Genomic DNA, 15,299 nt, shown 5'->3' on the forward strand with positions numbered 1-15,299 from the left:
TACAGTTTAGAAAAGGCCCTGCGAACCGCATCTGGAACGTAGGGATGTTTACTGGAACCGCCTTGGTGCCGAACGGCATGCCAGGTGGTGTGAGAGGGACGGGTAATAACCGGCCCTACTCGATTTCGCCAACAATCGTAGATTCTGTGAAATTGTGGACAAACAACCTTTACTATGCTTTTCCGTCGGACTTTACAAAAAGCCTTCGGAGAAACAAAGATGCTGTGAAAACAACAAGTAAAAAAACGACTACAAGGAAAAGTGCAGAGTGCAGTGAGCTCATCTGTGCCAAATATCCGATGCATGGAGGCACGAACAGTAAACCTCCGTAAGCAAGGAAAGCAACGGTTGAGCTAGCCTGTTGAGGAGAAATTCCGGGAACTGAACCAGCTAAGCTAAATAACGTCGGAACCACAGGCTCCAAACCAATACCCATCACTCCATAACCAAACAAACATAAATACGCTGATTCCGCAAAAAGAACCGTAAGCATTCCGAAAAGGCCCAACAACAAACCTATCCCGATAGGCACGAAAGAGCCTACCTTTTCTCTGATGGGATCTGCCGCTAATCTGCCGACAAAGCTCATTGCAGAAAAAACGCCATAAACCAATGCACCAAGAGCATTAGGAGCATCTTTTTCTTCGACAAGATAAAGCGCTCCCCATTCCGCTATTGAGCCTTCCGAAGCATCCGCCAACAGCGTCAGCAATCCGCATACGATCACAATGAGCGGAATTTTGTGCTCTGCTTCTGAGCCCGCTTTCTCCTCGTCCGCTTTTTTGTCATCCGCTAGAAGGCCCGGTTTTGAAAGGACTCCAATCCCAACAAATAATGCCGCGAGACACGGGAAGAACACTTCCGGTTTTAGTGCCGTGGAAGCAGCAAGTGCGGCGATGATAGACAGTGCAAGGCCACCGCCACTGCACAAAGCGTGGAAAAAATTAAGTGCCTGCTGTTTATGACGCTGCTCAAACAAAATTCCTTGGACATTGATCGCCGCATCGAACACACCCACTCCAAGACCCATGGCGCCGAAGCACATATATAACTGAACAGGACTCGATGCAAAGGCAATAGCACAAATGCCCATGGACATCCATAGTGTGCAAAAGAAGATCACCAAAGCCGACTCAATTTTTTCCAAGATATTTTTGCTCACGAACAAAGCGATCAACGAAAAAACGCCAAAGAAAAAGAAAGCAGTTCCGATTTGTGCATTGGTTGCTTGTGTATGCTCCTTGATTACGGGCATATACGCCATTATGGCTGAATAAACGCCGCCGGCAATAAAGAAAAAAGCCATGCAGCTCAGCCGAGTTTTCAATTGTTCAGTCATCAAGACACCATAAAAACAAGGAACGGGCCATCCGGCTGGCGCATTAGAGTGTGGGAAAAATATGCTGCCGGGTATAGGGACTCAGACAAAACCAGCAGGCAACGGTTTAGATTTCAACTCCGGATGCACAGAAGGAAATTACGATATCCAGATCCACAAAAAATTAGAACTAGGGAAAACACTTACAGCAATCTAATTGATAATGATTTTCAATTAATGTATAGTTCTACTTACTGAATCAATCTTGATTCAACTCCTTGATCGAGGCCAGCCTCGTGGGTAGTTAGTTAATGGGGATTGTCCATTCGTAAAGAATAGACACTTAACCGCAGATGGCTCCGGCCACCTGCGGTATTTTTTTCTAGCAATCATGCGATTGATTGTGTGAGCCTTCGACTACGCTTTGCCGCCGGAATTCACAAAAAGTCTTCGGAGAACCAAAGAGGCCGCACAAATAATAAGTAGAAAAGCGACCACAAGGAAAAGCGCGGAGCGCAGCGAGCTAATGTGCGCCAAATATCCAATGCACGGGGGGACGGAAAGCAAACCGCCGTAAGCAAGAAATGCAACGGTAGAACTGGCCCGCTGAGGAGAGATTCCCGGAACGGAACCAGCCAAACTGAATAACGTCGGAACTACCGGTGCCAAACCGATTCCCATCAATGCATAGCCGAACAAACAAAGATAAGCCGATTGTGCGAAAAGAACCGTAAGCATTCCACAAAGGCCAACCACCAACCCTATTCTAATTGGTACAAAAGAGCCAACCTTTTTTCTGATCGGATCGGCAAACAATCTCCCTATAAAACTCATTGCAGAAAAAACTCCGTAAACCAGTGCGCCAAGTGCTATAGGAGCATCTTTTTCTTCAACAATATAAAGGGGGCCCCATTCTGCTACAGAGCCTTCAGAAGAATATGCCAATAGCGTCAACAGGCCGCAAACAATTACAAAGAACGGAATTTTGCGTTCAGACGCAGGCTTCGCTTCCTTGTCTTCAGCTTTTTTGTGATCAGCGAGAAGGCCCGGTTTTGAAAAGATCCCAATCGCAACAAATAGCCCCGCGACACAAGGGAAAAACACTTCCGCTTTGAGTGCGGCAGAAGCCGCAATAGCGGCAATAATGGATAGAACAAGACTTCCGCCGCTGTACAAGGCATGAAACAGATTAAGAGCCTGCTGATTATGTCTTTGTTCAAACAAAATCCCCTGCATATTGACAGCCGCATCTATCAAGCCTACGCCAAGACCAATCGCGCCGAAACACATATATAACTGCAGTGGGCTTGATGCAAAGGCAATGGCACAAATGCAGAGAGAAATCCAAACTGTGCAGAGGAAGATAACCAAAGCTGATTCGAGTTTTTCCAGAATCTTTTTGCTCATGAGCAGGGAAATCAAAGAAAAGACTCCGAAGAAAAATAGAGCCGTTCCGATTTGTGCATTGGTTGTTTGAGTATGCACCTTGATTGAAGGCATATACGCCATAATGGCTGAATATGTACCGCCGGCAATAAAGAAAAAAGCCATGCAGCTCAGCCGATTTCTTAATTGTTCAGTCATTGAAACACCATCGAAAACGAGGAATACGTCCTCAGGCAGGCGCATTAGAACATGTAAAAAATGAATAGTCAACTTTAGAAATTTTTTAAATTCAATATGTTGCATATAAGCCGCAAACGTTGGGGCAAGCCTCCCAGTTTGTTTCTTCCTCAACACCATATTCTTCTTGCGCCTTATTCATTTTTGTGCGCAATAAGGTTATTTTTTGCTTGAACGAAACGGATCTACTCATCTAGCGTTAACCGTTGAACAAAATTTGGGGAGGAGATATTCTGCGTTAAACATTGAACATTTGCACAAAGCCCGAGGATTTACTATTGGTCTAAAACCTCAATCACAAGGAGTCGATATGGATAAAACAATCTTGGTCTGTGCCGTTTCCTCTTGTCTCATGGCTTTTGCAAATGCTGCCGAATATAAGCTCAACACTGATGTACTTGTCATCGGAGCTGGTTCCGCAGGTTTAACTGCTGCCGTGCAAAGTGCTGAAAAAGGAAAGAAAGTCATCCTGCTTGAAAAGAATCCTATGGTTGGCGGCAGTTCTCAATTCGCTGAAGGTCTTTTTGCCGTCGAATCCGAACTAAATCGTCTCAGAAGCGACACCTTGACACAGGAAGAAGCATTCAAAACCTTGATGGAAAAGCACTTCTACGTTATTGACGGACCAAAAACCAAAGATTATGTAGAAGGCTCCGGTGAAAACATCGCTTGGCTTACCGATCACGGCATCAAATTCGAAGTCGTCAGAATGACGCCTTGGGAAGAAGCTACATGGCATGTCATAAGCGACTACAAAGGTACAAATCATGGCGCCGGACTCATCAAAGGATTAAAAGACAGCGCAGACAAACTTGGCGTTGATACCAAGACAAGCACTCCCGCTACAGAACTCATTCAGAACGACAAAGGAGACGTCATTGGCGCCAAAGCTGCCAACAAGAAAGGCGATACATACATCATTCAAGCCAAGGCAGTTATCTTAGCCTCCGGTGGTTTTGGTGACGATCCTAAGAAAATCGCTGAATGGGCCCATAGAGATCCTGAAGGCTGGAAGTCTTCGGTCAACATGAACAAAACCGGCGACGGCATCCAAATGGCCTTGAATGCTGGCGCACAGATGGGGCCGGTATCCTTTGTCGGCCATTTAGGAACAGAAGGCAAAGGCATCAAGTTCTTAAGCGACCTCTACACTACTTCTTGGCAGCCCTCAGCTCTTTGGGTCAACTCAGACGGCAACCGTTTCGCCAACGAAGACGTCGCCTTCTCTTTCAGCCAAGCGGCCAATGCCATTTATGCACAGCACGGCCATTATGCCTGGAGCATCTTTGATGACTCTCAAGTCAAATACATGATGGACAAAGGCATTGATTCAGGCATTGGCGTATTAGCACCGGTTGGCAAAAAACTTCCTAACCTTCAGAAAGATATCGATGAAGCTTTGGCCGCCGACAGCGACAACTTCAAAGCCGCTGACTCCGTTGAACAATTGGCTAAAGAAATTGGCGTTCCGGAAGCAAATCTAGCCGCCGCGGTTTCCGCCTACAACAAAGGTTGTGAAGTACAGCATGATAGTCAATTCTTTAAGCTGAAGAACTACATGCGTCCGCTTAACACCAAGAAACTCTATGCCATCAAGCTCAAAGCCTACTATTTCAGCTCTTACGGCGGTCTTGTCACCAACAGAAATCATCAAGTTCTGGATAAGAATAACAAACCAATCAAAGGTCTTTATGCCACAGGATTAGAAGTTTCCAACATGGTTGGACCAACATACACAACTTGGTCTTCTGGACACGCCTTTGGATTTGCAGCCTTCTCTGGCAGACACGCTGCACTTCATGCCACAGAAAACATGAAGTAGCCTGATTAACGAATTTGATAGTCGAACTAAAAACCGCGAGGCACTGAACTTTGCGGTTTTTTGCTTAAAAATGAGAGGCTGACGTTACCTATAAGCCTTCATCTTATCGTTCCTCTCGGCTCATGCTTGCGCCCAGCGGACAAATTGTCTTTCTTTGATGGAGAATATCAGGACAATCTTTTTTAGTTCTAGATAGTTTTCTTGCTCGCCGTAGTGTCGAGCTCTCACCTGATCTATAGCTTCCTTCAGTTCTTCATCTGCGGCATGCTCGTCTCTGACTACCTTGAACTCAAAAATCCACAACCTATCACTCGCTTGAACTTCCAAATCGCTTCTGCCATGAGCATTGTGGTCCTCAATCTTTGGTTTTAAGCCGGCACCGGCAAAGTACACCTGAACATAAGCTCGCAAAGAAGCTTCGTCCTTAACCGGATAACGATGATAGTCGACTGCCAAAAATAATCGATTAAGGATATGGAAGACGGATTCCGGCGACTCTTCTTTCAGCACACGCACAATCGGCCCTGCTCCGACTTGACCTGCAACTCTACCGCGAAGAAGTTGTTCCAGGTACAGCTGAGCCATCGCGCGTTTTACTTCTTGGTTTGGATAGTCCAGGTATACCGTGTCTGTATACTTTATGGCCTTAATTGTTAGATATCCTGCCTGTGTCAGAAGACCAAGATCTGACAAGCCTTCTACGTCCGAGGATCCTTCCAAAGAGGCCAACGAAACGGTTTTTTCGCGGCCGTATTCTTCCGGATTTCGAAGAGTATGCGATTTCAAATAGCCCAACAGTACGGATGGCTTACCTCCGCTTTCGAACCAGTAGTCCAAAAAGCCGCTTTCAGGTTCAGAAAAGAATTTCAACAAGGACCAAGGGGCAAAAACTTTGCTTTTGGCAGTTCTTTCAAAACAAAATCCATCATATTGACTAGTAAGTTGCTCCAAAAGTTTTTCTTGTGAGAGGCAAAGTGCATCGGAATCCTGATCTATATAGCCTGAAAAATATGCTAGGAGCTCCTCACGGGTATAGCCAAGCAAGCTTCCGAATCGCGGACTTAACGAAATATCATCCAAGTTATTAAGCTCAGAAAAAATATTAGTTTTATTGAATTTTGTAATGCCGGTAATAAAGACAAACCTCAAAATCTGATCATTGGACTTCAAAATGGAATAAAACTCGGATAGTACGTTCCTGACAGAGGTGAAAAGTTCCGGATCGGATAAGGAGGATGTTAGAGGAGCATCGTATTCATCGATTAGCAGGACCAAAGAATTCACTGGCTGTGTCTTCATCCACGCAGACAACTGGCTGAATATTGTGGTGTTATCGGGCTTGTAAGCGAAACCAAATGGTGAAAAATTATCAATCAGACGATCTCGCAAACCATGCATAAATTTCTGTAGTCCGAATAGAGGCTTAACCTCAGAAAAATCCAGCCTGACCACATTGTAAGTTTTGTCATCTGTCCAGAGCCGCTCGATATCCAAGCCGTGAAAATCTCTTAGGCCATGCTTAAACAGAGACTCAAAAGTTGAAACTAGCAAGGACTTTCCGAATCTCCTTGGGCGAGCAAGAAAAGATTTCCGTCGTTTGGAAGCCAACGCAAAAACCATTTTGGTTTTATCTACGTAAATTTCGTCTGACATGCGTAAAGCAGCGAAATCAGAGGTTCCAAGTGGTAAGTCTTTCAGAGCGTGTCCTGTCATCTGCTATTCCAAAATTTTTCTTTTCTATATTCTACTTACAAGCCGCATTCCTCGGTTCTTTTTCTTGGACCTATCGGAGCCCAAAGCCAAAAATTCGGTTCCTCCTAAACCCTATAAACACTTGGGAACCGCAGAAAATTGCTATATAGTTATCAACAGACGGTGTTTTTTAGTCGGGGGTAGATTTGCGCCAAATCGTATTCGGACAACAGTGGATTCACTCGGAGGAGCCTCCGGAAATAAAGGAAATCTTCTTCAAATACGGCGAGAAGAGAAAAATCAAAAAAGGCCAAGAACTCCTCCATGGCGGACCGTTCGGAGAAATCGGGTACCTACTCAAAGGTTTGTGTTTTTATCGCTTTTGGGACTGGAACGATAAGGAACATGTATTTTCCTTGATTCTTCCTAAAAGATGTATGGGCGATATCGACGGCGCCTCCTGCACGGTTGCCAACGTCAGCGCTTACGTCGTTAAAGACGGTGAGGCACTATTCCTGCCTTACGAAATTTGGCACCGAGAAATCACGGCTAATACCAAAATCTTGGACATATTCACTGCTCACGTAGTCAAAAAACAAGAAAGCCAGATTGAAGCACTTCTTGCTTGTTTCACTATGGAAGTAGATATGCGGTTGATATCACTTTTCCAGGCCTTAATCAAAGCCTATTACCCAATCAAACCCGACGGTTGGAATCCTCTTCCTGTTCAGCTCAATACCGTAATGCTCAGCAAAATTATTTCCTCCAGCCGAACGTCTGTCTCTTTACAGCTAAGTGAATGGGCAAACCGAGGATTGGTGAAGAAAGACGGAAAATTCCTGCTAATTCACGGAGCGCTTTTCTCCGATGTCTTTGACTGGTGGGAAAACAGAAAAACAGAGGGAGATAATTTAGGAGGCCGGATTGTTTCCAGCCTCAATAAACAGATTTCCAACAAGAAATGATAGAGTTAGCTCACGGCTTCTTCTGCACACTTCAAGCAATCTTTCACTGCTAAAACCGCTTTATTGTTATCGGGAAGTTCAAGTAAAGGACGGCCTGCAAGATCGAATTCTTCCACTTGCTTATCGTACGGAACTGAACCGATCACGTTGATATGTTCTTTCTCTGCAAACTCCTTAAGGCTTGTCACATCGGACTGGGCTCGGTTAAAAACGACTCCTAAGTTTTTGCAAGCCGGAACCAAGCCTTCATCAACCATCTTTTTGATATGACGAACGGTCTGCAATCCTCTGAAAGAGGTATCAGTTACCAATATCAGCGTATCAATCTTCTCGATTACCTGACGGTTGATTTGCTCTAGGCCGGCTTCGCCGTCAATCAGCACCACATCGAAAGAGTGCATGATATTTTCAATAGCTCCTTTGAGCAAATCGTTAACGGAGCAGAAACATCCGATAGTGTTCATACGGCCCATGGCCAAGAAAGAAAACTTCTCTTTTTCATCTAAAGCCTGCGCAGTCAAATACTCTACACTGTCAGCCAGTTCTTCTAAATCTTTCTTAGTGCCTTTTTCCGCTTTTTCCAGAACCATTTCACGGATAGAGCCGATAGTTACTTCACTTTCTCGGCCGATAGCGTAGTTCAGACCGAGAGCCGGATCAGCGTCGACCACCAACAGTTTCCCCGGGACTTCGTCCATCAACACTTTTGTCAGCATTGCAGTGAATGCCGTCTTACCGACGCCGCCCTTCCCGCAAACTGCAATTACTCTTTGCTCACTCATTTCCTTTCTCTTTTCTCTTCAGGGTAAGAATGCGTTCGACCTTACGGACATTGGCGCAAAGCTTTTTATCCGAGCACTTTCCGCAATGTCCAAGTACATGACACTCTTTGAAATTGAATCCGCGCTTATCCCAAACTGCAGCCTTCAAGGCTTCCTGCTGCTTATTCCATTCTTCGGAGGCAACCCGTACCGTGTCAAAGATAGGTCCGGTTTCCGTTACAAACAGAATTTGGATTAATGACAGTTCAGTAAATTCCTCTTGCAGCCGGAATAAAAGTACCGAGCCTAATTGAAAGAGGTCTAGGCCGCCTTCTAAAGCTTTCTTGGAAAACCGAAGCCAGATTTTGTTTGCTGAGCCTTTAACCATTACATCCTTGATCTGAAGCTCTCTCTTCAGATTTTGAATGATGAGGTACAACAGTTCATCATTATCCTCGCACCCGACAACATTAAGCTGCATGGCCAAAGGCTGACTTCCGACCAGTTCATTGACGTCCTTTCCTACCAGATAGACCCCGCTGTCAAATTCAGACGGAGACTCAGAAAAGGTCAGGAAAGACTGTTCAGGATTCTCGCCCAAATCAACGGCAGTATTTCCTTTCAGCACAAAGTTAGATCGTGTTGAGAAAGAAGCTTCTTGTTCTTTTGTAATCGGGCAGCCGCCTTTTTTTGCTTGAGCCAGCAGCGAATCCCAAACATTCCGTCTTTCCATGCTATGCCTTCTTTAATGCTTTTTCTTTTGCAAACAATGCTGCGCCTAAAGCTCCGGCAAGCTGAGGATCGCCGTCCATATGGCCGAGCTTCATCTTCAGTCTCTTTTCCAAAGCTTTTTGAAGCGCCTTATTCTGTGCACAGCCGCCGGTTAGAACCACATCTTCCTCGATGCCGACTTTATAGGCCATGCCGTGAATTCGGCGGGCAATCGATTCATGGATGCCGGCAGCAATATCAGGCAGCGGAACGTCATTGTTAACCAAGGAGATAACTTCCGATTCCGCAGATACGCTGCACTGCTTAGAAATAGCACAAGGTTTGTCAGACTTTAAAGCCTCTGCCGCCAAATCTTCCAAACTTAAATCCAACACGCGGCCCATGACTTCAAAGAATCTGCCGGTACCGGCCGAGCACTTATCATTCATTTGGAATTCCAATACTCGGCCTGTTTCATCAACAGAAATGACTTTGCAGTCCTGACCGCCGATATCGATAATGGTGCGAGTTGTCGGCCGCAAATAGGTTGCTCCGCGGGCATGGCAGGAAATCTCAGAGATCTCTTCGTTGATATTCTCAACGGATCCTCGGCCGTAGCCGGTAGCTACCACGTAGGCATCCTTCGGGAAACCCGTTGCCGGATCGACTTCATTAATTCCGGCTTTCTGTATGGCTTCTGCTAAAGCGTGTTCCATCGTCTTTTTCGGGCCTCTGGAAGAACGCACGATGGAGCTCCCGAGAATCCTTTCAGATTCATCCATAATGACAACCTTGCCGGTTGTCGAGCCTAAGTCACAACCTATAAACAGCATTTCGCACCTTTCTTATTTCTTGATATCTTCTTTATTATTTCTTGGCATTCTTCTCGAAGCCGTTGGCACTCAAGAAGTTCGAAATATCGTTCTTAACTTTCTCGATCGGAGTAAAGCGTTCATCGAACAAGCTTGTAGTCAAAGTCAGAAGAGGAACCTTCATGTCTTTGCAAACTTTCTTCATGAACTGGTTAATACCAGCCTGATCCTTATGTCCCATGTGTCCGGAGAACAACACGGCATCAATGTTGTAGTCCTGGATAGCCTGAGTCAAATCGTCAACAACAACGTCAACCCAGCCTCTTCCCTGACGAATCATCGGAACTTCAGCGACATTTCTGCGGGCCAAACCGAAGAGCATAGATTCTTCCGTAGAAGTATCGACCGGAGTATACGGACTCAAACCTTGGAAGGAGTTAACCACAACGGCATTCCATTCTTCGGCAAGCCAATTTCCGAGTTTTTCGCCCCAGAGCGGATTCAAGTCAGGCCAGAACAATCTGATTTTTTCGTTCATGACCGGGCCCACGCCTTTTTCGACGTTAGCCTTAGCAACATCGCGAACGGCTGCCATCAAACCGGTAGCTCTCGGATCGCCTGCCGGCAAATGCTGAGTTAACGCCCAGAAAACGTCGCCGATTACAAAGGACGGCATCGGAGCCGGAGATGCCTTCATGTATTCGTTGACTTCTTTCCAAATTTCATACTGTTTATTGGTTTCTTCAACCACTGCTTTGACTTTTTCGAAGTCATACTTAGCGCCGGTATTCTTCTCGATGAAGCCAATCATTTCTTTGAGCTGCTTGGCTACATATTCGAAGTCTTTATCTGTATGACCATAGCTTGGGTCGATGGTATAGACAGGAACGCCTTTCAAGAATTCAGAGCGGGCAAATGCCTGGTGAAGCATCAGTTGTCCGTCGCACGGTTCAGCCATAGCAACGAAGCAATCGGGACGCGGATGGAGTCTGTTTTCCATGGAATAGACGGCATATCGAACCAAAGAGCACATCTTGTCGTCCAAATTGAACTTGTCGCATTCTTTAGCGTCGGCATAATCAGTCAAGCCAAGATGGAACATCAAATCGAATACGGGGTTGTAATAAACCACACCCATACCCGCGAGGATTTCCTGGCAGTTGCCGTACCAAGTGCACATCAAAGGCTTCTTGTTTTCGAAAGCGTCAATCATTTTTTCGTTGTGATCTTTCATTAACTGAACCACAGCGATCTGAACCGGATTTCTTTGTTCTTCCGGAAGAGACTCGAAGAACTTCAACACACCTTCTAATCTGTCTCTGTATTCTTTGGTTCTTTCGACACCGGTTAATTGGGATAAATCAGCCATTATTCTTCTCCTGGATTAGAGGTTCTTTTGAGATTTCAGACTTTCAACAAAGGCCTGAACACGAGTTCTAATCTGTCCTTGGGAATCCGGGACATAATCGACTTCTAATTCAAGACCCGGGATACCTTTTTCTGCCAAATATCCGCGCATGAGGTACTGCTCAAAAGCCCACATATCGCACATGTAAATGCGTGAGGAAATAACCCCGTCAACTTTATAATCTTCAACTAGCTTGCCAAGCTGGTCAAGTCTTTCGTCTTGGGTGTGCATTTGACGGGTAGCGGCCGGCATTTCATCAAAGTAATAATCGATGATGGCGTCCAACGGAGCCTTTTCTTCATCAATCAGGACTGCGGAAGAACGGCTGCCGAAACCGAGGTTATCTACGACAATTTGTCCGCCTTGGTTTTCCAAGAGTTCAAAAAATTCCTGACTGTCAGCATGACCGCCTGTATAGAGGAGGCGAATAGCAGGTTTGTACTGCGGTCCTTGTGCTTTAAGTTCGGCAATAAGCTCCTTAAGCAATTCGTTGTAGTCTTCCAAAGGCATGGAGATGCCGGCCATCATCACGGCAATTAATTCAGAGCCTTTGAGGTAGACTTCATCGCCTTTTTGCATTTCATAAAGTTCGGCCTGAAGGCGGCGTGTTTCATTATGAAGCTTGATGGCTTTTCTGAGGTCCTCGTCAGTGATCTTGACGCCGAACTTTTCTTCGGTAGCTTTGATGTATTTTTCGATTTCTTCTCTATAGAAGGCCTTAGCGAGATCTCCGCGCTTCTTAGGAATATAGATAAAGTGATAAACAGGATTTCCGGGGACGGTCAGCCAGTTATCATAAATACGGCGAGCATGGTCGCAGCTGTTATAAAAGACTGCTCCGTCAAGGAAGTCGAGTTGGTCATCCAAGATTTGGTTGTAAGTATGACGAACATAATTACAAGCTAAATTGCGGAAGAATGCATCAGCGTATTCCGTTCCGTCGGAACCTGTTCCGCGAATGAAATACGGAACTGCACCGGCAGCCGTAATAATTTCAAGCGGAGTTTCCTGATATAAAAAACCGACGACTTTCTTGCCGTTTCCTTTTGCTTTCTGAAGAATAGGATTATTTAAGGCCGTGGCAGCTTCCATCAATGGCTTTAGAGCTTTAGGTCTGTCTACATTTTGCATTGACGCTCTCCTTGAGATGAGGCTAATTAGATTTGTAAGCTTTTAACAAGCTACTATCCAATATAAAGCACACGTCTGAAAAACTCTGTTAACTGACTAACACTACTTTTTTATCCGCAGGAAAACCCCCGTTTGCCGTGAATAAACTCCTGCTGGGCTAAGGTCGGCAGCTTATCCTTTAAGCACCAGAGTGCGCCCAACATGCGCGCCTCATGGATTACAGCTTTTTCGAACTGTACTTTCGAGGTAATCCAAAAGTCATCGAAACCGTTATCAACGGCATTCTCAAGCAACTCGATATTCCACAAGTAAATATCAAAGCGGTTATCACGCAGGAACGGGTTCTTACAGTCGAAAAACGAAATGCATGTCTTAATGCTGTCGCTTCAGATGCAAAAGCCAAGTTAATTAATTTTGAAGTGCAAAGGCCAGACAGAGTTCTCTTTCAAGGGAGCTCGGCATTAAAGTTCTTTGCTAGGTACAACTAATCTCACAAGCGGAGAAGATTTTGACAAACTTCCGGATACCCATGTTATCTTTATTCTAGAGTATGACTTGAAAAATCAAGGACTTCCTGCCTACCAAGTTAAAAGGACCTTTTTGGAGGACAATTCGGATTTTGATGACGGAACTAGATTCATTTTTGTTAACGGAACTTACCGTGGTAGTGATCCTATCGGAGAGCTGATGAACGATTTCAATGCGGAAGGAGCTGAGCCTTGAAAAGGCCATTGAAATTGCAAAAAATATGCTTAGATTCGAGGATCCTTTAGAAAAAATTGTACTTATAACTGGCTTGACCTTACAGCAAGTGCAAAATATCCAACATTCTCTTCAAAGCCCGATGTGATTAAAACGGAAAAGCTATGAAGAAGTCTTTGCAAAAAGTGCAAGAAGCCAAGAAATAGCTGCAAAATCAATCAAGGTCGCAAACAATCTTTTCAGGATATGGGATTTTTCTTTGGAAAGAGATTGTCAGCTTCGCAGGATTAACATTGGATCAGGTCTAATCTTCTCAAAAATCGCTTGTTGCCTTGGAATAACATATTCCTCTCTCAAAGACTGCTATTTCTCAACTTTTTTCTGCAAAGCTTCCTTAATTTTCTATCTATGAGAGAGTCCTTACAGTGAAAGTAGGCGGAATATTGAGAGAAGTGGATGATCTGGTGCCGTTACTTATTTTCTAAATGAACGCAACTTTTGCCTCAAGAAAAACCTTCCTAGAAATCTCATAACTTCTGAGTAGCGTTAACTATTTAACGGTTTTTGTCTCCAAGCTGAGGAACAATGAATTATCTGTTTTCCATCTAACACAGTCGAAAAATAAGAAAGTGGAAAATAAGAACTATGACTACTCAAACCAAGGAGTTAAAAATGAAATTAAAGACTCTTGCATTACTTTGTTCCTCCGCAATTTGCTCTGCAGCATTTGCCGGAAATGTTGAAATCTATGGTGCAGTTGACGAATATGTAGCCGTCAACGCTACAGGCGGCGAATGGAAAACAGCTATTAAGAGCGGCGGACTTTCTGCTTCTCACTGGGGTCTTAAAGGAACCGAGGATCTTGGCAACGGCGTAGAAGTTTTCTTCAATTTAGACAACGCATTCTTAGCCGATAACGGCAGCGCTACATTCGGAAATGACGGAAAAGCCTTCAGCCGTGAAGCTAACGTCGGTGTCCGCGGCAAATACGGTCAATTATCCTTCGGCCGTCAATACACTCCGCACTTCTTAGTATTTGCTATGTTTGATCCGACAGAATTGAGTCTCGGATCCTCAGACTCTCCATATTTCTTCCCGGGTTCAGCAGCTGTTACAGGTCAAGACGGCAGTTTAGTACGTGCCGACAACTCCTTGATGTATGTTCTTCCGACACCATTCGGGCTTACTAATTTCTTCTATGTCGCTTTGGGTGAACATACGAATGCTGCCGGAACGCAAGACTCCAACAGCAAAGGCAATATCTACAACTACGCTGCTAAGTTTGATCATGGGAACTTCTCCATCATGGGCAGCTACTTATTCCGTAAGTTCAGTCCAAGCGGACAGCCTGAAAGTTGGAACAACCAATATCTAAACTTTGCTGCCAGCTACGACTTCGGATTTACTAAGCCGGTTATTCAATTCACCAAGAAATTCAGCAGCGATGAGAAAAAATCTGACGATTTCTGGATGGCTCAGTTAGGCACGGCAACTCCATTGTGGGGCGGCAAATGGATGGTTTCCGGTTCCTATTTAAAGAATCAAACGCAGGACAAGGCGGATGCCTGGTCACTAGGAACTAAATATGCCTATCCCTTGTCTAAACGCACTCGTCTTTACGGTGGTGTAGAAGCTGTATTCAATGACGATAATGCTGGATACGCAATTGAAGCGGGTCCAGACAGCTCCTTGCATTTCAACTTCTCCGGAGAAACTGCTTACGGCATTCCAAAGAACTTGCTCGGCAAGAACTCTGTTGAATTCTTCGTCGGTATTAACCACCAGTTCTAATTTTCTTAAAATTTAGGCTCAAAACGCCCGTCTAGCGGGCGTTTTGCTTTAATTGCTTCTGACTCGCTTATACCATCTGAATGGTCTTGTACTCAATACCAAGCTGCGGAAGGAGCTTACCAATAATATCTGCCACACTCATTTTCAAACTGCAATCATTGATGCACGGATGACAGTCAATGTACTCGGCTTTAAGTACATCTTCGTCAAAGATTAACTGAACGTCTTTTTCTTCATTAAAAAGAAGTCCCAGCAATGAAACAGCGCCAGCAAAAGTATTCAATTTGTTCCTTAAGTCTTCTGCACTGGCAAACGACAAATGACCGCAGCCAATTTGTTTTGCAACAGCTTTGGAATCAAAGCGTTTGTTGCTCTCCAAGACAATCAAAAAGAATTTTTTCTTATTCTTTACCAGAAGAGATTTGCAGCATAAAGAGGACAGTCCCGCGGCTATCTTTCTTCCCTCTTCCACCGTCAAAATTGGCGAATGGTCATGGATCTGACAGGGCATTTTTAACTCTTCTAGTCGTGTCAAAACTTCTTTCTTAGGATCGGAGGTCATT

Annotated in this window: 14 protein-coding genes; 4 read left to right on the top strand and 10 right to left on the bottom strand. The window is 44.8% G+C overall.

Annotation, left to right across the window (positions count from 1 at the left end; genetic code table 11):
• Positions 1–172 precede the first annotated feature (172 nt).
• Both ADH67_RS12730 and ADH67_RS12735 read right to left on the bottom strand, forming a co-directional pair.
• On the bottom strand, positions 173–1,339 hold the full coding sequence (locus tag ADH67_RS12730; RefSeq protein ID WP_066595424.1) for an MFS transporter: 1,167 nt from the start codon (positions 1,337–1,339) through the stop codon (positions 173–175).
• 396 nt (positions 1,340–1,735) lie between these two features.
• Positions 1,736–2,902: an MFS transporter gene (locus ADH67_RS12735; RefSeq protein ID WP_158212649.1), complete on the bottom strand. Its 1,167-nt coding sequence runs from the start codon at positions 2,900–2,902 to the stop codon at positions 1,736–1,738.
• Positions 2,903–3,251: 349 nt separating this feature from the next.
• Between ADH67_RS12735 and ADH67_RS12740 the strand changes: the two genes are divergently transcribed.
• A complete protein-coding gene (locus ADH67_RS12740) occupies positions 3,252–4,763 on the top strand; it encodes an FAD-dependent oxidoreductase (protein WP_066595426.1) in 1,512 nt (503 codons plus the stop codon).
• 120 nt (positions 4,764–4,883) lie between these two features.
• Here ADH67_RS12740 and ADH67_RS12745 read toward each other — a convergent pair whose 3' ends face one another.
• Positions 4,884–6,476, bottom strand: a complete 1,593-nt coding sequence (locus ADH67_RS12745) for an AAA family ATPase (RefSeq protein WP_066595428.1) — start codon at positions 6,474–6,476, stop codon at positions 4,884–4,886.
• A gap of 185 nt (positions 6,477–6,661) precedes the next feature.
• Here ADH67_RS12745 and ADH67_RS12750 point away from each other — a divergent pair, with 185 nt between their 5' ends.
• Entirely contained in the window at positions 6,662–7,420 is a 759-nt protein-coding gene (locus ADH67_RS12750) for a Crp/Fnr family transcriptional regulator (protein ID WP_066595430.1), read from the top strand.
• Positions 7,421–7,425: 5 nt separating this feature from the next.
• Here ADH67_RS12750 and ADH67_RS12755 read toward each other — a convergent pair whose 3' ends face one another.
• From ADH67_RS12755 to ADH67_RS13205, 6 genes are all read right to left on the bottom strand, one after another.
• Complete coding sequence (locus ADH67_RS12755; protein ID WP_066595432.1) at positions 7,426–8,202, bottom strand: ATP-binding protein; 777 nt, start codon at positions 8,200–8,202, stop codon at positions 7,426–7,428.
• The gene (locus ADH67_RS12760) at positions 8,195–8,914 is read right to left on the bottom strand and encodes a hypothetical protein (protein ID WP_066595433.1); all 720 of its coding nucleotides are present in this window, start codon (positions 8,912–8,914) and stop codon (positions 8,195–8,197) included. The genes ADH67_RS12755 and ADH67_RS12760 overlap by 8 nt, the downstream gene beginning before the upstream one ends.
• 1 nt (position 8,915) lies before the next feature.
• Positions 8,916–9,725 carry an acyl-CoA dehydratase activase gene (locus tag ADH67_RS12765; RefSeq protein ID WP_066595434.1) on the bottom strand — a complete coding sequence of 270 codons (810 nt, stop codon included), beginning with the start codon at positions 9,723–9,725 and terminating at the stop codon, positions 8,916–8,918.
• 34 nt (positions 9,726–9,759) lie between these two features.
• A complete protein-coding gene (locus ADH67_RS12770; protein WP_066595435.1) occupies positions 9,760–11,073 on the bottom strand; it encodes a 2-hydroxyacyl-CoA dehydratase family protein in 1,314 nt (437 codons plus the stop codon).
• A gap of 15 nt (positions 11,074–11,088) precedes the next feature.
• The gene (locus tag ADH67_RS12775) at positions 11,089–12,243 is read right to left on the bottom strand and encodes a 2-hydroxyacyl-CoA dehydratase subunit D (protein ID WP_066595436.1); all 1,155 of its coding nucleotides are present in this window, start codon (positions 12,241–12,243) and stop codon (positions 11,089–11,091) included.
• 110 nt (positions 12,244–12,353) lie between these two features.
• A complete protein-coding gene (locus ADH67_RS13205) occupies positions 12,354–12,536 on the bottom strand; it encodes a hypothetical protein (protein ID WP_143597754.1) in 183 nt (60 codons plus the stop codon).
• A 178-nt stretch (positions 12,537–12,714) separates the two neighbouring features.
• Between ADH67_RS13205 and ADH67_RS12785 the strand changes: the two genes are divergently transcribed.
• Both ADH67_RS12785 and ADH67_RS12790 read left to right on the top strand, forming a co-directional pair.
• Positions 12,715–12,966: a hypothetical protein gene (locus ADH67_RS12785; protein ID WP_066595438.1), complete on the top strand. Its 252-nt coding sequence runs from the start codon at positions 12,715–12,717 to the stop codon at positions 12,964–12,966.
• Positions 12,967–13,617: 651 nt separating this feature from the next.
• Positions 13,618–14,736: a porin gene (locus tag ADH67_RS12790; protein WP_066596048.1), complete on the top strand. Its 1,119-nt coding sequence runs from the start codon at positions 13,618–13,620 to the stop codon at positions 14,734–14,736.
• Between the two features lie 67 nt (positions 14,737–14,803).
• Here the strand turns inward: ADH67_RS12790 and ADH67_RS12795 are convergent, their stop codons facing one another.
• Positions 14,804–15,298, bottom strand: coding sequence for a prolyl-tRNA synthetase associated domain-containing protein (locus ADH67_RS12795; protein WP_066595439.1), 495 nt, complete (start codon positions 15,296–15,298; stop codon positions 14,804–14,806).
• Position 15,299: the final 1 nt, after the last annotated feature.

The organism is Turicimonas muris, assembly GCF_002221595.1.
GTDB classification, from domain to species: Bacteria; Pseudomonadota; Gammaproteobacteria; order Burkholderiales; family Burkholderiaceae_F; genus Turicimonas; species Turicimonas muris.